Raw genomic sequence first — 23,771 nt, 5'->3', positions numbered from 1 at the left:
ATAAATAAATCAAATTTAATACATATGAAAAATATCCTAATACCTACGACATTACAAAGTGACACATTTAATGCGGTAAAAACTGCTATAAAATCATCAAATGGCAAGCCATCACAGCTCATATTGATGCTGCTTGCAGATATTCCTGATACTTTTTCTTCTGCCAGTTTACTAAGAAACATTAATCAAGGTTTAAGCGCTACGCAAGAAAATATTTTGGAGATGTGTAGAAAAATCACTTTAGAATCTGAAAATTGCAGCTTAAAAATTCATCATCAATATGGTATTTCTTCTCCCCTTTTCAAAAATCTAATGGAGCATTTTACAATTGGACTAACAATTATTACTCCTTCTTTTAAATCTTCAAAAAAGAAAATTAATACCTATTGTGTGCAAATTATTTCTAACAGCAAATGCCCAATTCTACACACAAACACAAACTTTGAAGAAGAAGCATTTAGCCAGGCATTGTATATTAAAAATTCAGATTCAAGCCTTCATGCAGAAGATTTACAAGCTTATGTAAATACATTTCTTTCTTTGAAAATTGTAAGTGAAACCAAAACAAATGAAACCGAACCTTTTTTGACCGATACAATATCAAAAAACAACATAAACATTTTGATTGAAACCCGAAAACCAAAGAAATTAAAACTAATAAAGAATAAAAAAGCAACAATCAACGAAACGTTAGGCCTGCCCGTTCTTTCATTATACGAAGAGATTTCCTAAGAAAACTAACTGATTATTTCAAATTTTAATCCAAAGTATATGTTACTAAATAAAAAAATTCCCATGAAATATGTGCTGGGTAAAATAAGAACAGAATTGACATTAGTCATTTTGTTTTGTATTGCATTTCAAATTTTTCATTACTACTTCGAGACTATATCAATCAATATTCCTATTGCGATTCCTACAATAATTGGAACCATTATTTCATTATTACTGGCGTTCAAATCGAACCAAGCTTACGACCGTTGGTGGGAAGCCAGAATAATTTGGGGTTCTATTGTCAACGATTCCAGAACGCTATTACGTCAGATCATTATTTTTTATAATGATCCAGATTTTTCAGTTCAGGCAAACGATTTTAAAGAAAAATTTGCAAAAAGACAAGCAGCCTGGTGTTACAGTCTTGGACAATCACTCCGAGAAAAAGATCCTATAAAACCAATTAGAGATTTACTGGACGAAGATGAATTGCGGTTTGTAAAAAAACACAAACATGTTCCCAACGCTATTTTATTGTTACATGCCAAAGATTTAAAAAAAGCTCTCAATACCAGTAAAATTAACGTTTACCAACAGGTAGAAATCGACAATACATTATCGCGATTGTGTGATTCGATGGGTAAATGTGAGCGTATAAAAAACACCATTTTCCCTACAACTTACAGCATGTATATTAGATTTGCGCTGTGTTTATTCATAATGCTATTGCCTTTTGGATTAATCAACATTATTGGCTGGCTTCAAATTCCATTGGTGACAACCATTGCTGTTGCTTTTTTCTTAATCGAAAAAATGGCCATTCATTTACAAGATCCATTTGAAAACAGACCTACAGATACTCCTGTAAGTGCTATTTCCAATACAATCGAAAAAAACCTCATGCAGATGGTTAACGAATATCGAGATGAATTTGATGAAGAAGTGCCTGTTTATGAATCAAAAGCACATCATATACAACCTTTAAACAATGCTTATTTCGTTCTTTAGTTTTTAATTTTGGTAAAAATCCACTCATTAATTTGAGTGGATTTTTTTTTAGATTGAATGTTTATTCTGTAAAAGCACCCCAAACAGATAGTTTCAAATACCGCAAAAAATAGTATTTTTGCATTCCGATTGAAACTAATTTTTCAATCTTTACATTTTTCACTCTTTAAATTAGATACATGAAAGCATACGTATTTCCAGGTCAAGGCGCACAATTCACAGGAATGGGTAAAGACTTATATGAAAATTCTGCTCTTGCAAAAGAATTATTCGAGAAAGCCAATGAAATTTTAGGTTTCCGCATCACAGACATCATGTTTGAAGGAACAGCCGAGGAATTGAAAGAAACCAAAGTTACACAACCGGCCGTTTTCTTGCATTCGGTAATTTTAGCAAAAACATTAGGCGAAGATTTCAAACCAGAAATGGTAGCGGGACATTCATTGGGTGAATTCTCAGCTTTAGTAGCTAATGGTGCTTTATCTTTTGAAGATGGATTGCGATTGGTTTCTCAAAGAGCCTTGGCAATGCAAAAAGCCTGCGAAATAAAACCATCTACGATGGCTGCCGTTTTAGGATTGGCTGACAATATTGTGGAAGAAGTTTGTGCTTCGATTGACGGAATTGTAGTAGCTGCAAATTACAACTGCCCAGGACAATTAGTAATTTCTGGAGAAACATCAGCAGTAGAAAAAGCGTGCGAAGCGATGAAGGCAGCAGGTGCAAAACGTGCTTTATTATTACCTGTTGGTGGTGCTTTTCACTCTCCAATGATGGAACCGGCTCGAGAAGAACTCGCTGCCGCTATTGAAGCGACTACTTTTGCTACTCCTATTTGTCCGGTATACCAAAATGTGACGGCTAGCGCAGTTTCTGATGCTGACGAAATCAAGAAAAACCTAATCATTCAATTGACAGCTCCTGTAAAATGGACGCAATCGGTACAACAAATGATTGCTGACGGAGCAACTTTATTTACTGAAGTAGGTCCCGGAAAAGTATTGGCCGGATTGATTGGTAAAATTGATAAAGAAGCAGTTACTGCAAATGCATAATAAGTATTCAATTCTGCTTTAAAATAGTATCCTCATAAACAAGAGTTTGTGAGGATTTTTTTTATCTTTATAAAACGAGTTAAAATCAATTTTAATTTTTTAAAATGAAAAAAATGAAAAAAGCACTTTTAGGATTAGCATGTATTGCAACTTTAATGACTTCTTGCAAAAAAGAAACAAAAGAAGAAGTAAAAGAGGCTACAGAAGCCGTTGGTAATGAAATGGAAGAAGCTATAGATACAGCAGCTGTAAAAGTTGATGCTGCAGCTGATTCTACCAAGGTTAAAGCAGGAGAAGTTCTTGAAAAAGGGGCTGACAAAATGAATCAAGCCGCAGAAAAATTGAAAGAAGCGGCAAAAAAATAATTAAAAAAAAGGGCTATCGTTTGACAGCCCTTTTTTTATTTTCTAATCTTCTGTTCCCATTTCCAGGCGCTAGCCATCGCTTCTTCAAGCGTCGATTGTGCTTTCCATCCCAGAACAGTATTGGCTTTATCCGTATTGGCGTAAGCCGAAGTAATATCACCTTCTCTTCGTCCTACAATTTTGTAAGGCAATTTTTTACCACTTACTTTTTCAAAAGTATGTATCACTTCTAAAACCGAGCTTCCGGTTCCAGTTCCCAGATTAAAAGTTTCTACTTTGGCAGTATTTTTTTTATTCAATAATCGTTGCAAAGCAATCACATGGGCTTTCGCCAAATCTACTACATGAATATAATCACGTACCGCTGTTCCGTCTGGAGTTGGGTAATCATCTCCGTAAACAGCTAATTCTTTACGCAATCCAAAACCAGTTTGCGTAATAAACGGCACTAAATTCTGAGGAACTCCAATAGGTAATTCTCCAATTTCAGTAGAAGCATGCGCTCCTATTGGATTAAAATAACGCAATAAAATCGCATTCACATTCGTTACTTTGGCGGTATCAATGATGATTTCTTCTCCAATTTTTTTGGTGTTTCCGTAAGGAGAAATTGGCTGTTGCACTGGCGCGTTTTCGGTAATTGGCATTGTTTCAGCTTGACCATAAACCGTACAAGACGAACTGAAAATAAAATTAGCTTCTGGTTTTTGCTGTAATTCCTGCAAAATATAAACTAACGCATTGATGTTATTTTCATAATACAATAACGGATTTTCTACACTTTCACCCACCGCTTTTGAAGCTGCAAAATGAATCACACCTGAAATGTCATGATGTCTTTTGAAAAAATCTTGAACTTTATCCTTTTCGCGTAAATCTAACTTTTCGAAAGCAGGAACTTTTCCCGTAATATTCTGAATTCCATCCAACACATTCAATGATGTATTCGATAAATTATCTACAATTACTACTTCAAAACCTTCATTTTGTAATTCGACAACAGTGTGCGAACCAATAAAACCTAAACCTCCTGTAACTAATATTTTCATGATTACTTTTTTGTACAAACGCAATTTACCGCATCTGTTGTATTTATACCACATAAAAAAGACGCGAAACATCGCGTCTTTCTATTATTTTAAAAACTCTAAAACGCTATCCGTAATGAATTTAATTTGTTCGTCGTCTAATTCTGTATGCATTGGTAACGAAAGTACTTCTTTAACCAATTGATTAGTAACGGGAAAATCCTCCTCTTTATATCTGGAATCCAAATATGCTTTTTGAGAATGCAACGGAATTGGATAGTAAATAGCACATGGAATGCCTTTGTCCAGCAAATGTTGCATTAATCCGTTTCTATCAACATCAATGATTCGCAATGTATATTGATGAAAAACATGGCAGTCACAAATATCACAAATACTTGGTGCAATTATATTTTTATGCCCTTCAAAAGCAATTGAATATTTTCTGGCTGCATCTTGTCTGGCTTTACTATACTCGTCTAATAAAGGTAATTTAGCATTCAAAACTGCTGCCTGAATACTGTCTAAACGTGAATTTACACCAACAACATCATGATGATATCGCTCATACATTCCGTGATTTACAATTCCGCGAAGTTTGTGAGCCAATGCATCATCATTGGTAAAAATCGCTCCACCATCCCCGTAACATCCAAGATTTTTAGAAGGGAAAAATGAAGTCGCTCCTATATGTCCAATCGTTCCTGCTTTCTTTTTTGTTCCGTCCGAAAATTTACAATTGGCACCAATTGCTTGTGCATTATCTTCGATAACATAAAGATTATATTCCTTGGCGATAGCCATAATAGCCTCCATATTAGCGGCACGACCAAATAAATGTACTGGCACAATCGCTTTTGTTTTTGGTGTAATCGCTTTTTTAATTCCTTCGATAGAAATATTCATATTATACATATCCACATCGACTAAAACTGGTGTCAATTGCAATAAAGCAATCACTTCCACGGTTGCGGCAAAAGTAAAATCGGCAGTGATTACCTCATCTCCTGGTTTTAAATCCAATCCCATCATCGCAATTTGCAACGCATCGGTTCCATTTGCACAAGGAATTACGTGTTTTACGTCAAGATATTCTTCTAAAGATTTTTGAAACTGATGAACTTGAGGTCCATTAATATAGGTATTTGTGTCCAGAACCTCCTGAATAGAGGCGTTTACAGTGGCTGCAATTTTATCATATTGACTTTTTAAGTCAACCATTTGGATTTTTTTCATTGAAATTTTTGTTAAAGTTCGCCCTTCGACTGAGCTCAGGGTAACGTTATTTTAAGGTTTCAAGAAACAGCAAACACTTTCTTAAAACGAAGAACAAAAATAGTTATTTATGAGTTGAAACCAATACAACCCACATTAAAAAAAGATATTATTCCAATGAAATAAAAAGTGGATTCCTGACAACCAAAATTTAAATATTGCTGCTGAAGAAATAAACATAAGAAAACGTATTTTAGCCCAAAAATTTTACTGATGCTTTTTCTCTATACTATAATTGTTCAAATTGTTGGTTTTTTATTAAAAATCGCAGCTCTTTTCAGCCCAAAAATGAAACTTTTTGTAAAAGGCCGCAAACTGGTTTTTCCTGTTTTGGAACAAAAAATTAAACCTACCGATAAAACAATATGGTTTCATGCAGCTTCCTTAGGCGAGTATGAGCAAGGATTGCCCGTGATTGAAAAAATAAAAGAGCAATTTCCTTTACACAAAATCGTAGTTACTTTTTTTTCGCCTTCAGGCTATGAAGTTCGTAAAAATAATACTGTTGCTGATGTTACGGTTTATTTGCCTTTGGACACCAAGAAAAATGCCCAACAGTTTTTAAAACTCGTTCATCCGGATTTAGTGTTTTTTATCAAATACGAATACTGGCCCAATTATTTAGTCGAGCTCAAAAAACGGAATACCAAAACCTATTTAATTTCGGGAATTCTTAGAAAAAATCAACTGTTTTTCAAATGGTACGGCGGCTTTTACAGAGAAGCATTAAACACATTCACTTACTTTTTTGTACAAAATGAAACTTCAAAAAAATTACTGCAACAAGTAGGTAAAACGAATGTTTCCGTTTCTGGAGACACTCGATTTGACCGAGTTGCCGCAATTTTAGAAAAAGATAATTCCTTGGATTTTATTTCTCAGTTTAAAGAAAACACATTAACTATTGTAGTGGGAAGTTCTTGGCCAAAAGATGAAAATTTATTAGTCGATTTTATTAATTCGAATACATTAAATATCAAGTTTATAATTGCTCCACACAATATTAAAGAAGAACAAATTCAGGCTTTAAAAAATTCAATTACCCAAAAAACAGTTTTATTCTCTGAAAAAGAAAGGGAAAATCTCGCTGATTTTGACGTTTTTATCATTGACACAATTGGTATTTTGACAAAAATCTACAGTTATGCCGATATTGCGTATGTAGGTGGCGGTTTCGGGAATCCGGGAGTTCATAATTTACTGGAACCAGCAACTTTTGGAGTTCCAATTCTCATTGGCCCCAACTATTCGCATTTTGCAGAAGCAACAGCACTGGTAAATATGGAAGCTTGTATTTCTATTAATAATAGTAAAGAACTAGACGAAGCATTCAAAAACCTAATCCAGAATGATGACATTCGACAAGAAAAAGGACATATTTGCAGCACTTTTGTACAAATGAATAAAGGAGCTACTGCCAGTATTCTAAAACACATCTTGAATGATTCAATTTAAACCATTAGCAATTGCTGATATTGAAACGATTGTGAAACTGATGCAAGAGTTTTATGCGATTGATAATTACCCCATTGACATTGACGTTTCCAAAGCTTTATTTAAAGAATTCATTTTCAATGAAAATCTGGGGAAATCATGGCTCATTTTATCCGATACTGAAATTGTAGGCTACGTTATCCTAACCTTTGTTTTTAGTTTTGAATACCAGGGGAAAATTGCTTTTTTAGACGAATTGTATTTGACCGAAAAAACTAGAGGCAAAGGAATTGGAAGTAAAACCATTGAATTCATTCAAAACGAAAGTCATAAATTATCGTTAAAACTGGTTTATCTGGAAGTGGAACAGCACAACGAAAAAGCACAAAAATTGTACCTTGCGCACGATTTTGAGTTGCATAACAGAAAAATGATGCGATATAAAATCAGATAAAATTACACCCTAAATTTAATACCATGAAAATTTTAAAATTATTCTTATTATTATTTGTCATCCAGATGCAAGCGCAGCAGGGCGGCATGTGGATTCCTTCACTTTTGAAAGGAATGAATGAAACAGAAATGAAAAATTTAGGCATGAAAATGTCTGCGAAAGAGATTTACGATGTCAATCAATCGAGTATGAAAGATGCCGTTCCGCATTTTAATGGCGGTTGTACCTCTGAAGTTATTTCTCCAAAAGGATTGATTTTAACGAATCATCATTGCGGATTTTCACAAATTCAATCGCACTCTACGGTAGATCATGATTACCTGACTGATGGATTTTGGGCTTACAAAATGGAAGACGAATTGCCTAATAAAAACTTAACCGTCGCTTTTATTGTAAAAATCGAAGATGTGACCACATTAGTTTTAGAGGGAACTGCTGCTCTAACCAGCGAATCAGAAAAACAAAACAAAATTCAAGAAAACATTATGGCACTTACTAATTCTTTACCAAAAGAAAATTGGCAGGAAAATAAAATCCGTACGTTTTACGAAGGCAATCAATACATGCTTTTTGTAACCGAAACTTTTACCGATGTACGATTGGTTGGCGCTCCGCCTTCCTCAATAGGGAAATTTGGTTCTGATACTGACAACTGGGTTTGGCCGCGTCATACGGGAGATTTTTCATTGTTTAGAATTTATGCTGACAAAAACAATCGTCCGGCTGCGTATTCGAAAGACAATGTTCCTTACACTCCTAAACACTTCTTGCCGATTTCACTTGACGGTGTAGCCGAAGATGATTTTACACTGGTTTTTGGTTATCCAGGAAAAACAAATGAATATTTACCTTCTGTTGCGATTGAGCAAATTGTAAACGAATTAAATCCGGCAAAAATCAAAATCAGAGACAAAGCCTTGAAAGTGGCTGATGGTTTCATGAGAAAAGACAATGCTATTAAAATTCAATACGCCTCTAAATATGCCAGAATTGCTAATTATTGGAAAAAATGGATTGGCGAAACCCAAGGATTAAAAAAATCAAACGCCGTTGCTATCAAAAGAGAATCTGAAAAAGCCTTTCAGCAAAAAATAACAAAAGCAGGCAAAGAAAAAGAATACGGAGCACTATTAGCTGATTTTGAAAAAAACTACGCAGAAATAGCGCCATATGCCTCTGCCAGAGATTATTTTGCGGAAGTTGTGCAACTTAATACCGAATTACTAAGCGTTGGTTACAAATTGTATCAGCTGGAGCAAGTTTACAAAACCAAAGGAGAGCAGTCTTTTACAGACCGAAAAAACAATTTATTAACTGGTCAAGAAGCTTTTTACAAAGATTTTAATGCAACTGTTGATGAAAAAGTTTTTGAGCAATTGATTGAATTGTATGCTACCAAATCTCCAAAACAATTTTTACCTCAAGGCTTAGTGAATGTAAATGCTAAAAATTTGGCTTCGGAAATATATACCAAATCCAAACTTAAAAATTATGCAGGTCTGAAAGAATTATTAACCGGCGATACGCAAACCGTTTTAACGAATTTAAATAATGACGCAGGTTTCCTGCTGGTAAAAGAATTAGCTCATAAATATTCGAAAGAAGTTGCGCCAAAATACGACGAAATCAATTTAAAGATTACAGCGCTACAGCGCACGTATATGAAAGCGCAATTGGAGCTAAATAAAGATAGTAGAATTTTTCCAGACGCCAATAGCACATTACGAATTACTTATGGAAAAGTAAAAGGATACGAACCTAAAGACGCTACACTTTACACACCTATAACTTATTTAGACGGGGTAATGGAAAAATACATCCCAGGAGATTATGAATTTGACGTTCCAACTAAATTGATAGAGCTATATAAAACTAAAGATTACGGTCCTTATGGCGAAAACGGAAAAATGCCTGTTAACTTTATTGGTACAAATCACACTACTGGAGGCAACTCAGGCAGTCCTGCGATAGACGCTAATGGAAACTTAATAGGACTTAATTTTGACAGGGTTTGGGAAGGAACCATGAGTGATATCTATTACGACCCAAGTATTTGCAGAAACATTATGGTTGACATACGCTACGTCCTGTTTATTATAGATAAATATGCGGGTGCAAAAAACTTGATAAGTGAACTAAAACTGGTTCACCCTAAGAAAAGCAAACCTCTGAAAAAGAAAAACTTAAAGTAAAACCAAGCGCTCAACACCGATATAAAGCATTTATTAATTATTTGACTGAATTGGCATAATAATTGTTATTTGTTTCGGCGTTGACAAAAAATATTATTTTTTAAAAAAAAAATAAAAAAATATTTTACATATTAAAAAATTTATATCTTTGCCACGAATTAATAATTAACCTTTTATATTAAATTAAGATGAAAAAAGTATTTTTAAGTTTAGCTGCTGTTGCTGTTTTGACTGTTGTATCATGTAAAAAAGCTGACGCTCCTGCTGAGGACGCTGCTGCTGTAGTTGATTCTGCTGCTGCTGTTGTTGATTCTGCTGCTGCTGTAGTTGATTCTGCTGCTGTTGTTGTTGATTCTGCTGCTGCTGTTGCTACTGAAGCTGCTGCTACTGCTACTGAAGCTGCAAAAAAATAATTAGAACTCAAATTCTAAAAATTTTAAAGCCATCCGCTATGCGAGATGGCTTTTTTAATTTATTACATTTCCAATTCTTTAAGAAGAAATGTATAAATAAAAAAAGAGAGTCGTGAAATTTAAATTTCACGACTCTCTTTTTTTATTTATGAATTAATTCATAAACCTTTAATCCGAAAAAATAAAATCATTTCCAGAAAAATCTAACACCTCTGAACTTGAACCATATCGCACAATTTCATCGATTCCTTTTTGCAGACGCAACGAAGTGGTATATTTTCTACTTGTTGCAAAATGATTTCCTTCCATCATCAATTTAAAATAGAATTTCCCACTGGAAGACTTAAATTTCAAAAAGTCAGCGGTTTCAATTGTAGCTTTAAACTTTTCAATATCTTCCTCACACTCAAACTTAAGTTCATAACTTAAACTCGTAAAAACAACCTTTCCCTTTCTGGAAGTGAAAACAAATTTATATTCGTCGTTATATCTTTTACTAATTACAAAAGCACCCATTATTTATTAAAAAAATAAAAATTAAAATTACAAATCACAAAAAAAAGTTGATATTGGTTTCGACAGATTTAGTTTTATACAAAAAACCATAAAAACAAAAAAAAGCCTCTTCAATTGAAGAGGCTTTAGTACTCAGAGCGGGACTTGAACCCGCACGAACATTGCTGTTCACTGGATTTTAAGTCCAGCGTGTCTACCAATTTCACCATCCGAGCATTATGTAGTGTGGAGCGAAAAACGGGGCTCGAACCCGCGACCTCGACCTTGGCAAGGTCGCGCTCTACCAACTGAGCTATTTTCGCATTTTCAATTCTTATAAAGAACCGCGATACTTGTTCTGTATTGCGGATGCAAATTTAGGACATTTATTGAATTATACAAGCCTTTTTTATAAAAAAATCAGAGATTTAAGTTAATGTTCTGATAACCTAAACTTTAAAACAAAATAAATTATTTTCTGGTCAACATTCTTTTAATTTCATTCAATTTCATCAGTGCTTCCATAGGCGTAATGGTATTAATATCCAGATTCAAAATCTCTTCTTTGATTTCCTCCAATAATGGATCATCCAGATTAAAGAAACTCATTTGCATTTCGTCTTTTGCAGCTTTAATTCCGTTCAGCGCATCGCTGGAGTGATTTTTCTCTAATTTCTTTAAAAGCTTTTGTGCTTTCAAAATTACAATCTGAGGCATTCCGGCCATCTTCGCCACATGTATTCCAAAACTATGCGCACTTCCTCCTTTTACTAATTTTCGAATAAAAAGCACGGTATCTTTCAATTCTTTGACGGCCACATTATAATTCTGAATTCTAGGCAATGATTCACTCATTTCATTCAACTCATGGTAATGTGTTGCAAATAATGTCTTTGGTTGCGAAGGATGTTCATGCAAAAACTCCGCAATTGCCCATGCGATGGAAATCCCATCATAGGTGCTCGTTCCTCTTCCAATTTCATCCAAAAGCACTAAACTCCTGTCGGAAATATTATTCAAAATAGAAGCCGTTTCATTCATTTCGACCATAAAAGTAGATTCTCCCATCGAAATATTATCGCTGGCTCCTACTCTGGTGAATATTTTATCTACAATTCCCATTCTCACGCTGTCTGCCGGGACAAAACTCCCCATTTGAGACAAGAGTACAATCAGCGCCGTTTGACGCAAAATAGCCGACTTTCCAGACATATTTGGACCCGTAATCATAATCAACTGCTGTGTTTCTCTATCTAAGAAAACATCATTGGCTATGTAAGGCATACCAACAGGCAATTGTTTTTCGATAACAGGATGCCTTCCGTTTTTAATTTCCAGTTCGAATGTTTCGTCTAGTTCCGGACAGATGTATTTATTTTCGATAGCCAATTGCGTAAAAGAACACAAACAATCGAGTTGCGCCACTAAATTAGCATTCATTTGAACCGGCTTGATATAAGTGGCAATCCAACTCACTAATTGTTCAAATAATTCTACTTCTATTTTATGGATTTTCTCTTCGGCACCAAGGATTTTAGTTTCGTATTCTTTTAATTCCTCCGTAATATAACGCTCTGCATTAACCAAAGTTTGTTTTCGAATCCATTCCGCAGGAACTTTATCCTTATGCATGTTCCTAACTTCGATGTAGTAGCCAAAAACGTTATTAAAGGAAATTTTCAACGAAGAAATCCCTGTCAGTTGTGATTCTCGCTTTTCAATTCCTTCCAAAAATTCTTTTCCAGAAGTTGATATCGCACGCAACTCATCTAATTCTGCATTGATTCCTTTGGCAATCGCATTTCCTTTGGCAATAGCCACAGGCGCATCTTGATTTAAAACGGTTTTAATTTTTTCACGCAACAATTCGCAACTATGCAAACTGTCACCGATCACTTTTACGGCTTCTTGCGGACTTTCTAACGCCAAGGTTTTTATTGGAATAATAGCATCCAGTGATTCTTTCAGATAAACTACTTCACGGGGCGATACTTTTCCGGCAGCAATTTTTGAAATCAAACGTTCCAAGTCAGAAATTTGCTTGATTTGATTCTGAATATTCTTTAAAACATCTTGATTCTCTTTTAAATAAGAAACCACTTGGTGACGACTTTTTATTTTAACACCGTCTTTCAAAGGAAGCGCCAACCACCTTTTTAACAAACGACCACCCATTGGCGAAAGCGTTTTATCAATCACATCAAGAAGCGTTACCGCGTTTGGATTATAACTGTGGTACAATTCCAGATTGCGAATGGTAAAACGATCCATCCAGACATAAGCGTCTTCGGCAATACGCTGAATAGCCGTGATATGTTGCACTTTATTATGCTGCGTTTCGGATAAATAATACAAAATGGCTCCCGACGCAATAATTCCTTCTTTCAATTCTTCGATTCCAAATCCTTTCAAGGAAACCGTTTGGAAATGCTTTGTTAAGATTTCGAATGCATAATCTTCTTTGTAAATCCAATCTTCCAAGTAAAAACTATGGTAATCATCACCGAAAATTTCTCGGAAATCATTCTTATTATTTTTTGGAATCAGAACCTCACTTGGATTAAAATTCTGCAACAGTTTGTCAATATATTCTGCATTGCCTTGCGCCGTTAAAAACTCACCTGTAGAAACATCCAAAAAGGAAATTCCTATTGATTTATTGGCAAAGAAAATGGACGCTAAAAAGTTATTGGTTTTAGATTGCAAAACTTCATCATTCATAGAAACACCAGGAGTTACCAGTTCAGTAACACCACGTTTTACAATAGTCTTAGTCATTTTTGGATCTTCGAGCTGGTCACAAATTGCCACACGAAGTCCTGCTTTAACTAACTTTGGTAAATATGTATTCAAGGAATGATGCGGAAAACCAGCCAGCGCCGTTTCAGTTTCAGAACCCGCTCCGCGTTTAGTCAAGACAATTCCTAATATTTTTGAAGCACGAACTGCGTCTTCTCCAAATGTCTCATAAAAATCCCCAACGCGAAATAAAAGACAAGCATCAGGATACTTTCTTTTTATCTCATTGTACTGCTTCATTAACGGAGTTTCCTTAACTACTTTATCTTTAGATGCCAATTGTATTTGTGTTTAAAAATGAAAAAATATCAGCGAATTTATATATTTTAAAACAAATAAATAAGGAGTTCAAAAAATTAAACTATTTTAAGAAAGATTTAAGTCATAATTTCTATTTTTTATTTAGATTTGTAAATACTTTTAAATTGAAATAGATATGAAAAAAATAATTACCCTAGCTATGCTAGTTGTTTTAGGAGTAGCAACTTCTACTGCACAAGAAACTTCAAAAAAATTGAAAGCAACTACTGCTAAAGTTGCTGCAAAAGTAAATGGTGCAGGAATGGTTTTCGTAAGTGAAACTATTGACTACGGTACAGTTGCTTATAACTCTGATGGTAAACGCGAATTTGTTTTTACAAATAACGGTAACAAACCTTTAATCATTACTAATGCTCAAGGATCTTGTGGTTGCACAGTTCCTACTTATCCTAAAGAGCCAATTGCTCCAGGAGCAAAAGGAGTTATTGGAGTAAAATATGACACTTCAAGAGGTGGTCAAGCTTTTACTAAAACAGTAACATTGACAACTAATGCTGTTGTTCCTACCAAAACACTTACAATAAAAGGAAATGTTTTAGCTGCTCCTGCTGCAAAAAGCTAAATTTTAACTTAATAGACAAAAAAGCTTCCATTAACTTCGGAAGCTTTTTTTTTGAATAATTTACAAAATATGAGAAAGCTAGAAAACAGCGAACTGGATCGAAAATCTATTGAAGCATTCAAACAATCTGAAAAAACACCGCTTATTTTAGTATTAGATGACATCCGCAGTTTGCATAATATTGGCTCCGTATTTAGAACTGCCGACGCTTTTCTAATTGAAAAAATATATTTATGTGGTATTACTGCCACACCTCCAAATAAAGAAATTCACAAAACAGCACTAGGCGCTACCGAAACAGTAACTTGGGAACATCATGAGAATGTTCTTGCCGTTATTGAAAAATTAAAAGCGGAAGATGTAATGACACTAGCCATAGAACAGGTGGAAAGTGCTATTTTTCTTCAAAATTTTAAAGTTCAAAAAGGAGAAAAATATGCTTTAGTTTTTGGAAACGAAGTATATGGTGTTTCTCAAGAAGCAGTTGCACTATGCGATGGCTGTATTGAAATCCCACAATTAGGCACCAAACATTCTTTGAATATATCAGTTAGTGCAGGAATTGTAGTTTGGGATTTATTTCAAAAACTGAACTGGCCAAAATGATTTTTAATAGAATACCAATTAAGTAATACTTTTATCGCATGAGAATTTATAACTTTTTGAAATTATCTTTAGTTTTTTTATCGCTCGTTCCAATGGCAGAATGTTCCGCCACTTCCTTTTATTCGATAAAGAAAAATACTGCTGAAATCTCAAAAGGCCCTATAAATAAATCACATCTTAATTTTATTACCAGTCCAAATCCGGTATCAATTGCAGATAATGCTCCACGAATTATAGCTACAGGAAATCGAAATTACTGCCCTGGAACATCGTTAAGAATAGTAACTGATGTAAGCATCACTAACTCTGACATTACAGACACAGGCACAGAAGCTATTTACATTCAGATTTCTTCAGGATACGTAAATGGGCAGGATTTAATCCAAATAGCCAATCCCACATTACATCCAACAATTATTTCCAGTTGGGATATTGCCTCCGGAAAATTAAAATTATACAGCCCAACCGGAGCAGATGTTTTATATAGCGACTTTGTAAAAGCGATAAAAGACATTGAATTTAGCAATTCATCCGCTTCTCCGTCAGGGATTCGAAATTTCTCAATCACCATGGGAGAAGCAAATTATTTACCTAGAAACGGACATTATTATCTATATTTTCCAAACCTTGGAATTAACTGGACAGCAGCCAAAACAGCAGCTGAAACAAGCACTTATTATGGACTACAAGGCTACTTAGCCACAATCACAGCTGCTGATGAAGCAAAAATATCTGGAGAACAAGCCGCAGGTGCCGGATGGATTGGCGGAAGTGATGCCGAAACAGAAGGTGTTTGGAAATGGGTAACAGGCCCAGAAAACGGTACTGTTTTTTGGAATGGAGCCGTAAATGGATCAAGCCCTAATTTTGCTTTTTGGAATTCAAATGAGCCAAACAATAGTAATGGCATAGAACATTATGCGCACATAACTGCTCCTGGTATTGGAACACCAGGATCATGGAATGATTTACAATTAAATGGCGATCCAACTGGAAACTACCAGCCTAAAGGATATATTGTAGAATATGGGGGAATGCCTGGAGACCCAACACTTGAAATTGCAACTAGCACAACCATAACAATATTACAAATTACAGGAACAACTCCAGCTTCAAGATGTGATTCAGGCACCATAACACTTCAAGCAACCGCTTCTAACGGAACCGTAAACTGGTATGATGCTAACAGTGGAGGAACTTTATTAGCAACAGGCAACACTTATACAACACCATTTTTAACAGCCACAACAACTTATTATGTTGATGCTGGATGCGCTACATCTAGAACAGCAGTTACAGCCACTATAAATACAATCCCTACTATTACGGCTACCAATTCTCCTGTTTCCAGATGTGGAGCTGGAACTGTAACGCTAGAAGCAACAGCTTCAACTGGAAGTATAAACTGGTATTCAACTCTAACCGGAAGCACTATCATAGGAACCGGAACAAGTCTGACTATACCCGATGTAACTCAAAACACAATGTATTACGCAGAAGCCATAAACAACGGATGCACTAATGGAAACAGAGTTTCGGTTGAAGTTACTATTTATACCCCACCAGTTGTTATGGATCAGGAGTTAACACTGTGCAAATCCAGTACTCTAACACTTGATGCACAAATTCCTAATATGATTTACTTATGGTCTACCGGCGAAACAACTTCAACAATTACAGTTTCTACTTCTGGTATTTATACCGTAAACGTTACCAGTCTAACCCCTGAAAATTGCACCAGCAGAAAAAAAATCACTGTTGTTGAACATACAACTCCGGAGATAAATACTATTGATGTAAACGGCACAACGGTTGTGATTTATTTAATAAAATCAGAGGACTATTTTGAATATTCTGTTGACGGAATCAATTATCAAAGTTCGAATGTGTTTTTCAATGTATCGAGCGGCTTACAAACGGCTTATGTAAGAGAGGTTAATTCTTGCGGGGCAGACAGTAAAACATTTGTAGTTTTAATTGCTCCAAAATTCTTTACTCCAAACAACGACTCTTATAATGACGTATGGGAAATAAAAGGATTAATTAATTATCCGGGAGCAGAGGTAACCATTTTTGATCGCTATGGAAAACTGATTACTAAACTAAGTGCAACCAACCAATCATGGAATGGAACATTTAATAAAAATCTCATGCCTGCTTCCGATTATTGGTATGTCTTGAAAATTGACAACACAAGACCTGTAATGAAAGGACATTTTTCTCTAAAAAGATAACGATCATTAACTTAATCGTTTAAAACAGCAGCTTATTTATTGATTAATTTTCTTTTGAATTTCTTCCAGAATATAGAGATAATCTTCTTGATTTTTCACAAAATCCTTATCTGAAACATCAATAATGAGGACATTCAAATCGGTTTGGGATTTAATATAATCGAGATAACCGCTATTGATTTTATCCAAATATTCCGCTGGAATTTTTTGTTCGTAGCTTCTGCCTCGCTTTTTAATATTTTGCAACAGCCTTTCTGAATTTTGATACAAATAAATGTACAAATCCGGTTTTGGCATTTCTCTGTAAATGATATCAAAGAGATTGCGATACAAACGATATTCATCTTCAGCCAGTGTGATTTTGGCAAAAATCAAAGATTTAAAAATATGATAATCAGCAACCAGAAAGTCTTTAAACAAATCAAACTGCGCTAAATCATCTGATAATTGTTGGTATCTATCCGCCAAAAACGACATTTCAAGTGGAAACGCATATCGGTTTTGATCTTTATAAAATTTGGGTAAAAAAGGATTATCAGCAAAACGTTCCAATACTGTTTTTGCATTAAAATCCTCAGAAATTTTCATGGCCAAAGTGGTTTTTCCGGCTCCGATATTTCCTTCAAAAGCAACATAATTAAATTGCTCCAAAGAAATATTCTGCAAAGGATTAACCAAATTCTGAACGACTGTACAAACACTGTCATCTGGCGATACTGCCAATAATTCTGAAATATTTTTTTGAAGAATGGGATGTTCCCAATCTAAATTCAAATCCTGAATGGGTAACAAAACAAAATTTCTGTTTTGCATCAAAGGATGTGGAATCTGCAGTTTTTCGGTGGTAATAATTTCTGAATCGAAAGCAATCAAATCAATATCAATCGTACGTGATTGGTATTCTTGAGTTTTGCTTCGCAAACGACCCAATCGTTTTTCGATTTTTAAAACCTGAGTCAGAATTTTATGTGCAGAGGAAAAAGTATGCAAAACCAAAGCACAATTATAAAAAGCATCACTTTCAAAACCCCAGGCTGGTGTTTCATATAATCTGGAAACTTTGATTACAGTACCAATTTCTTGATGTATCAACTCCAAGCAACGCTCGATATTTTCCAAACGATTGCCTTGATTACTGCCTATAGATAAAATGACCTGATGTTGTGATTTCATAATTAGGTGCAAATTAACTAAAAGAATTTTAGAATTAGCAATATATTTGTATCCTGTGTTGATAATTAAACTCGGAAATACGAAACAATTGTTTGTAACATTTCTATCTTTTTTGCGACATATTAAAAAAATATAATTATGAGATTTTTAGGAAATGTATTGGCGACCATTATAGGTGTTTTTGTTTTTTTCATGTTGTTCTTTTTTGGAATCATCCTCATCGGAGCCATTTTTGGTGGTGAATCTGAAGGCGTTACGGTGAAAAATAATTCTGTTATTGAATTGAATTTGGAAGACATCAGAAACGATTATGCAGGAAAATATAAAGATCCTTGGGTAACGATTTTTTCAGAAAACAAAAAAGTAGGTTTATCAGACATTATCAACGCCATTGAAGTAGCAAAAACGGATACCGACATTAAAGGTATTTCTATTCTAAACAACGATTCCTCTCTGGGAATGGCACAAAGTAAGGCATTGAGAGATGCTTTGGAAAGCTTTAAAAAATCAGGGAAATTCGTCATGGCTTATGCCAATTCGTATTCACAAAAAGAATATTATCTAAATTCTGTTGCCAGTCCAATTTACTTAAATCCGGTTGGAGATATGGATTTCAAAGGACTTTCTGCTGAACTTATGTTCTTTAAAGATTTTCAGGAAAAATCAGGATTGAAAATGGAAGTAATCCGTCATGGAAAATATAAAAGTGCTGTCGAGCCGTTTTTAGAAAATAAAATGAGTGATGCCAACAGAGAACAAACTACAGCATTATTAAATTCAGTTTGGAATTCTATCACTGCTGACATTTCTAAAAGCCGAAATATATCTGTGGCCAAATTAAATGAAATTGCTAACGGACTTCTTGCTCGAACTCCAGAAATGGCAAAATCACAGAAATTAATTGACATTATTGCTTATGAAGATGTCTATCACAACGCCATCCGTAAAGCGCTTAAAGTAGCCAATGACGAAGACTATAATAAAGTATCTGTTGTAGATTATGCTCAAAAAGTAGCCACTACTTCGCAAACTTTCGACAGTAAGGATGAAATAGCCATTATTTATGCTCAAGGAGAAATTCTTGGAGGCGAAGGTGATGTAAATGTCATCGGAGAAGGTTCAATGCGTCGCTCGTTACAGGAGGCTCGAAAAAACAAAAATGTAAAAGCCATTGTACTTCGCATCGACAGTCCGGGCGGAAGCGCTTTGACCTCAGATTTGATTTGGAGAGAGGTTGAATTGACTAAAAAAGTAAAACCAGTAGTCGTTTCTATGGGTAATTATGCTGCTTCAGGCGGGTATTATATTGCGTGCAATGCTAACACTATTTTTGCTGAAGAAAACACAATCACTGGTTCTATTGGAGTTTTTGGAATATTACCCAACTTCACTCCATTAGCTACTAAAATTGGAATTCATACTGAACAAGTTAAAACGCATCAAAACTCAGCAAACTATAGTCCTTTTGTTCCAATTGATGAGAATTTCAAAGCAGTTACGTTAGAAGGTGTTGAACACATTTACAAAACGTTCGTTACACACGTAGCACAAGGTCGAAAAATGACATTTGCACAAGTAGATGCTATCGCACAAGGAAGAGTTTGGACAGGTTCAGAAGCCTTAAAAATTGGACTTGTAGACAAAATTGGAGGTTTAGATGACGCTATTGCAAAAGCCGCATCTTTGGCAAAAGTAAAAAGCTACAGCACCCAAAATTATCCGGAATATGAGAAAAACTTCAATGATCTTTTAGCTAATCTTCCTTTTGCAAAATCTAAAGAAGACTTTATAAAAGAAGAAATAGGAGAAGAAAACTATAGAATTATGCAACAAATAAAAAAATTGCAAGCTCAAAAAGGAGTTCAGGCCTTAATGCCTTTTGAAATTAATATTCATTAAGAACTTTTATAATGCACCAGAAAATCCGTTTAATCAATTGTTTAAACGGATTTTTTTATTCAATAAAGTTAAATTATTGTTTATATAAAACACCAAAAAAATCACTCTGTCATAAAAATACTATTTTTGTAAAAGAATAGAAGGCATTATTTTTGTTATACTTCATAGAATCTAAAGAAATTAAATTATGGTAAAGAAAGTTTTAAAAATCATTGGAGTTCTGATTATCCTGCTCTTCGTAACTTTATTTGCTGCTCCTTATCTATTTAAAGACCAAATAAAAGCTAAAATTTCTGAAGCTATCAATGCCAAAGTAGATGCCAGAGTCTCTTTTGCAGAAGCGGATTTAAGCTTATTCAAAAATTTTCCAAATGCGAATGTGACATTGGAAAAATTAGTCATTATAAACAAAGCTCCTTTTGAAGGTGACACTTTGATTTCACTAGGCGAATTGAATTTAAAAATGTCTATCAAGGAACTTTTTAAAGGTAAAAACGAAGCAATCGCTATTGACGGAATCACTTCGAAAAATGGATTAATCAATATCATTTTTAATAAAGACGGAATCGGGAATTACGACATTGCTTTAAAAGATGAAAAAACCAAAGACAATGGGAAAAGCAGTCCGTTATCCTTAAAAATCCAAGAGTACAAAATCGAGAATTTCAAGTTTCGCTATTTTGACGAAAGTTCAAAAATAAAAATGGTAATCGACAGTTTAAACCACGAAGGAACCGGAGATTTTGCAGCTCAAAAATTAGATTTGGTTACCAAATCAACGGCAAAAGTATCGCTGGATATGGACAAAGTCAATTACATGAAAAATGTTGCCTTGACTCTGGACGCAGTTTTGGGAATCGATTTAGAAAAAAGCAAATATACCTTCAAAGAAAACAAAGCGTTAATCAACCAATTGCCGTTGGAATTTGATGGTTTTATTCAAATGGTGGAAACGGGTCAACAATACGATTTGAAATTTAAAACGCCAACTTCTTCTTTCAAAAATTTCTTGGGAATTATCCCTGCAGCGTATGCCGCAAGTTTAGACAACGTGAAAACAACTGGAGATTTTACTGTGGCGGGTTTTGCAAAAGGCTTGTATTCTGATACAACAGTACCAAAATTTAATATTGAAATCGCGTCCAATAACGCTTCTTTTCAATATCCTAATTTACCAAAATCGGTTCAAAACATCGTTATTGATACTAAAATCATCAACGAAACAGGTATTCTAAACGACACGTATGTCAACTTGGACAAGCTCTCTTTCAAAATAGACCAAGACGTTTTTAATGCCAAAGCAAACATTAGAAACATTACTCAAAATGCAATAGTTGACGCCGCTTTAAAAGGAACTATCAATTTAGCCAATCTTTCAAAAGCGTATCCTATAAAGCTGGACAAGCCTTTATCAGGGATTTTAAAGGCCGATGTGACTACAAAATTCGACATGCAATCGGTGGAAAAAAGTCAATATCAAAATATAAATAATGCCGGAACCATGAGTTTATCCGGCTTTAATTATGTGGATGAGAATGGCAAGACAATGAACATCAGCACCGCTTTGGTTCAATTTAATCCTAACCAAGTCAATTTGAAAGAACTGAACGCAACTACCGGAAAAAGCGACATTAGTGTAACGGGAGTTTTAGAAAATTTCTACGGATTTATATTTAGAAACCAAGAATTGAAAGGAAATTTCAATATGAATTCTAAACAATTAGCCGTTGATGATTTTATGACAACCGGTGAAACTACTAAAACGGCAACTAAAAAAACAGAAGCCATGAAGATTCCTGCTTTCTTAAATTGTACGCTTACCGCAAAAGCGACTACGGTTTTATATGATAATTTGACCCTGAAAGATGTATCGGGAAAACTGATTGTGAAAGACGAAAAAGTAACTTTAGAAAATGTAAAAACTTCTATTTTCGGAGGGACAATCGGCGTGAATGGAGCTGTTTCCACAAAAGGGAAAACGCCAGTCTTCAATATGGATTTAAAATTAAATCAAGTCGATATCGCACAGTCATTTTCCCAACTGGATATGTTGAAAAAAATTGCTCCAATTGCCGGGATTATCAACGGTAAATTAAATTCAAGCATCAAATTGAACGGAAATCTTGATGCAACAGAACTAACTCCTGATCTGAAAACATTGACTGGAGATTTATTAGGCCAATTGCTTTCTACGACAGTAAACTCAACTAATTCGACTTTGCTGACGGCTTTAGGTTCTAACTTGAAATTCATTGATGTAAGTAAAATCAATTTGAATGATTTGAAAGCGGCGGTTACGTTCAAAGATGGGAAAGTAAATGTAAAACCATTTGATATCAAGTACAAAGACATCAAAGCCACTATTGGAGGAACGCACGGTTTTGACCAAAGCATGAATTACAATTTAAAATTTGATGTTCCCGCAAAATATTTGGGTTCAGAAGCAAATGCATTAATAGCAAAATTATCTCCTGCTGATGCTGCTAAAGTGCAAAGTATTCCCATAAATGCGATATTAGTGGGTAATTTCACGAATCCAAAAATCACAACTGACATCAACAGTGCGGTAACAAAATTGACTACTCAATTAGTGAACCAACAAAAAGACAGACTGGTAAAACAAGGAACATCGGCTTTGACTGATTTCATTAATAAAAACAAAAAACCTGGAGATACTACAAAAACGGTGACTCCTACAACTCCCGCAACTAAGGAAGAGGTGAAAACCAAGGCAAAAGATTTATTAAATGGATTGTTTAATAAAAAGAAAAAAGTAGAAGAACCGAAAGTAGAACAGGAATAATTAGAACCAAAACAGTAGTTTTTCAACATAAAAAAGCAGGAGTCTCTAAAATTGAGATTCCTGCTTTTTTATGGAATTTTATACATTAATCCGCACTACATATCCTTCTGAACCACGAATATTAAAAACCGTTCCGTCTTCAAAAAGCAAATATTGCCCTTTTATTCCGGTAAGTTTTCCCTGAAACTGCGGTGTTTTATCCAAGCTTAAACTGTTTACTTTGGTTGGATAATGCAAAACGGGATAATGCATCTCGTACAAATCATTTTTTTGCGAATAGAAATATTCCTGAACTTCCGTTGGAATAAGATTTTCTACTTTCAATCGTTCTGCAACCAAGTCAATTTGCTCCACATTGTTGGTCAACATTTTTCTCCAATTGGTTTTATCGGCGTAATGATTTTTCAATGCCACCTCTGTAATTCCTGCCAAGTATCGATTAGGAACTTCCACAATAGAAATGGCCTGTGTCGCACCTTGATCAATCCATCGTGTTGGCATCTGCGTTTTTCTGGTCACTCCTACTTTGACTTCGCTTGACAAAGCTAAATATACAATGTGCGGTTGCAATTGTACTTTTTCCTCATACGCCAAATCCCTGTCCTGAATCCCAAGATGAGCGGTACTCAACTCCGGTTTCATAATCCAATCCCCAACAGCAGCACTAGAATAGAAGCAATCATAACAAAATCCCTGACGGAATATTTTTTTCTTCTTCCCACAATTCAAACATTGATACCCAACAAAATTAATCTCTATGCTTTTATTCAGTAACTGATTCACATTTAAAAAGCTATTCTCAAAAACCAAATAATATTGAATTGGGTTTCCAAATTCGGTTTGCATTTTTGCAAGTACACCTTCGTATGTCATTCTATTTAAAGTTTCAGGTTTAACGCATCTAGTTAAACAAATTTTGTTATTTTTGGTAAAGTTATAAC

General features: G+C 34.7%; 19 protein-coding genes and 2 tRNA genes. 13 read left to right on the top strand and 8 right to left on the bottom strand.

What is annotated here, in order from left to right; genetic code table 11:
• The first annotated feature begins 24 nt into the window (after positions 1-24).
• The 4 genes from QLS97_RS04665 to QLS97_RS04650 all read left to right on the top strand — a co-directional run bounded on the left by QLS97_RS04665 (position 25) and on the right by QLS97_RS04650 (position 3,142).
• Positions 25-732, top strand: a complete 708-nt coding sequence (locus QLS97_RS04665; RefSeq protein ID WP_282714542.1) for a hypothetical protein — start codon at positions 25-27, stop codon at positions 730-732.
• 39 nt (positions 733-771) lie between these two features.
• A complete protein-coding gene (locus tag QLS97_RS04660) occupies positions 772-1,722 on the top strand; it encodes a bestrophin family protein (protein WP_282714540.1) in 951 nt (316 codons plus the stop codon).
• Positions 1,723-1,901: 179 nt separating this feature from the next.
• A complete protein-coding gene (fabD, locus tag QLS97_RS04655; RefSeq protein WP_282714538.1) occupies positions 1,902-2,777 on the top strand; it encodes an ACP S-malonyltransferase in 876 nt (291 codons plus the stop codon).
• Positions 2,778-2,890: 113 nt separating this feature from the next.
• A complete protein-coding gene (locus tag QLS97_RS04650) occupies positions 2,891-3,142 on the top strand; it encodes a hypothetical protein (RefSeq protein ID WP_282714536.1) in 252 nt (83 codons plus the stop codon).
• Positions 3,143-3,177: 35 nt separating this feature from the next.
• On the opposite strand, the gene galE is transcribed toward QLS97_RS04650, so the two are convergent.
• The gene (gene galE, locus QLS97_RS04645; protein ID WP_282714534.1) at positions 3,178-4,191 is read right to left on the bottom strand and encodes a UDP-glucose 4-epimerase GalE; all 1,014 of its coding nucleotides are present in this window, start codon (positions 4,189-4,191) and stop codon (positions 3,178-3,180) included.
• 84 nt (positions 4,192-4,275) lie between these two features.
• Positions 4,276-5,406, bottom strand: a complete 1,131-nt coding sequence (locus QLS97_RS04640; RefSeq protein WP_282714532.1) for a DegT/DnrJ/EryC1/StrS family aminotransferase — start codon at positions 5,404-5,406, stop codon at positions 4,276-4,278.
• A gap of 252 nt (positions 5,407-5,658) precedes the next feature.
• Between QLS97_RS04640 and QLS97_RS04635 the strand changes: the two genes are divergently transcribed.
• The 4 genes from QLS97_RS04635 to QLS97_RS04620 all read left to right on the top strand — a co-directional run bounded on the left by QLS97_RS04635 (position 5,659) and on the right by QLS97_RS04620 (position 9,938).
• Entirely contained in the window at positions 5,659-6,900 is a 1,242-nt protein-coding gene (locus QLS97_RS04635; RefSeq protein ID WP_282714530.1) for a 3-deoxy-D-manno-octulosonic acid transferase, read from the top strand.
• Entirely contained in the window at positions 6,887-7,333 is a 447-nt protein-coding gene (locus tag QLS97_RS04630; RefSeq protein ID WP_282714528.1) for a GNAT family N-acetyltransferase, read from the top strand. Before QLS97_RS04635 ends, QLS97_RS04630 begins: the two co-directional genes overlap by 14 nt.
• A gap of 23 nt (positions 7,334-7,356) precedes the next feature.
• On the top strand, positions 7,357-9,525 hold the full coding sequence (locus QLS97_RS04625) for a S46 family peptidase (RefSeq protein ID WP_282714526.1): 2,169 nt from the start codon (positions 7,357-7,359) through the stop codon (positions 9,523-9,525).
• A gap of 188 nt (positions 9,526-9,713) precedes the next feature.
• Positions 9,714-9,938: a hypothetical protein gene (locus tag QLS97_RS04620; RefSeq protein WP_099714386.1), complete on the top strand. Its 225-nt coding sequence runs from the start codon at positions 9,714-9,716 to the stop codon at positions 9,936-9,938.
• Positions 9,939-10,106: 168 nt separating this feature from the next.
• On the opposite strand, the gene QLS97_RS04615 is transcribed toward QLS97_RS04620, so the two are convergent.
• From QLS97_RS04615 to mutS, 4 genes are all read right to left on the bottom strand, one after another.
• Positions 10,107-10,454, bottom strand: a complete 348-nt coding sequence (locus tag QLS97_RS04615) for a DUF1508 domain-containing protein (protein ID WP_282714524.1) — start codon at positions 10,452-10,454, stop codon at positions 10,107-10,109.
• 129 nt (positions 10,455-10,583) lie between these two features.
• A tRNA-Leu gene (locus QLS97_RS04610) sits at positions 10,584-10,669 on the bottom strand.
• A gap of 11 nt (positions 10,670-10,680) precedes the next feature.
• Positions 10,681-10,756 (bottom strand) — tRNA-Gly (locus tag QLS97_RS04605).
• 148 nt (positions 10,757-10,904) lie between these two features.
• Positions 10,905-13,511, bottom strand: coding sequence for a DNA mismatch repair protein MutS (mutS, locus tag QLS97_RS04600; RefSeq protein WP_282714522.1), 2,607 nt, complete (start codon positions 13,509-13,511; stop codon positions 10,905-10,907).
• Between the two features lie 157 nt (positions 13,512-13,668).
• Here mutS and QLS97_RS04595 point away from each other — a divergent pair, with 157 nt between their 5' ends.
• From QLS97_RS04595 to QLS97_RS04585, 3 genes are all read left to right on the top strand, one after another.
• On the top strand, positions 13,669-14,115 hold the full coding sequence (locus QLS97_RS04595; protein WP_099714384.1) for a DUF1573 domain-containing protein: 447 nt from the start codon (positions 13,669-13,671) through the stop codon (positions 14,113-14,115).
• Positions 14,116-14,184: 69 nt separating this feature from the next.
• Positions 14,185-14,721, top strand: coding sequence for an RNA methyltransferase (locus tag QLS97_RS04590; protein ID WP_282714520.1), 537 nt, complete (start codon positions 14,185-14,187; stop codon positions 14,719-14,721).
• Positions 14,722-14,759: 38 nt separating this feature from the next.
• Positions 14,760-16,955 (top strand): Ig-like domain-containing protein, encoded by a 2,196-nt coding sequence (locus tag QLS97_RS04585; RefSeq protein ID WP_282714518.1) that lies wholly within the window; start codon positions 14,760-14,762, stop codon positions 16,953-16,955.
• Positions 16,956-16,991: 36 nt separating this feature from the next.
• Here the strand turns inward: QLS97_RS04585 and folK are convergent, their stop codons facing one another.
• Positions 16,992-18,128 carry a 2-amino-4-hydroxy-6-hydroxymethyldihydropteridine diphosphokinase gene (folK, locus tag QLS97_RS04580; RefSeq protein ID WP_282714516.1) on the bottom strand — a complete coding sequence of 379 codons (1,137 nt, stop codon included), beginning with the start codon at positions 18,126-18,128 and terminating at the stop codon, positions 16,992-16,994.
• Positions 18,129-18,266: 138 nt separating this feature from the next.
• Here folK and sppA point away from each other — a divergent pair, with 138 nt between their 5' ends.
• Positions 18,267-20,027 (top strand): signal peptide peptidase SppA, encoded by a 1,761-nt coding sequence (sppA, locus tag QLS97_RS04575; protein ID WP_282714514.1) that lies wholly within the window; start codon positions 18,267-18,269, stop codon positions 20,025-20,027.
• 187 nt (positions 20,028-20,214) lie between these two features.
• A complete protein-coding gene (locus QLS97_RS04570; RefSeq protein WP_282714513.1) occupies positions 20,215-22,830 on the top strand; it encodes an AsmA family protein in 2,616 nt (871 codons plus the stop codon).
• Positions 22,831-22,908: 78 nt separating this feature from the next.
• Here QLS97_RS04570 and QLS97_RS04565 read toward each other — a convergent pair whose 3' ends face one another.
• A complete protein-coding gene (locus tag QLS97_RS04565; RefSeq protein ID WP_282714511.1) occupies positions 22,909-23,703 on the bottom strand; it encodes a DUF2797 domain-containing protein in 795 nt (264 codons plus the stop codon).
• Positions 23,704-23,771 lie beyond the last annotated feature (68 nt).

The sequence above is a fragment of the Flavobacterium yafengii genome (assembly GCF_030010375.1).
GTDB lineage: Bacteria > Bacteroidota > Bacteroidia > Flavobacteriales > Flavobacteriaceae > Flavobacterium > Flavobacterium yafengii.
Note: the sequence above shows the minus strand (reverse complement) of the source record. Positions and strands in the feature narration are given on the sequence as shown.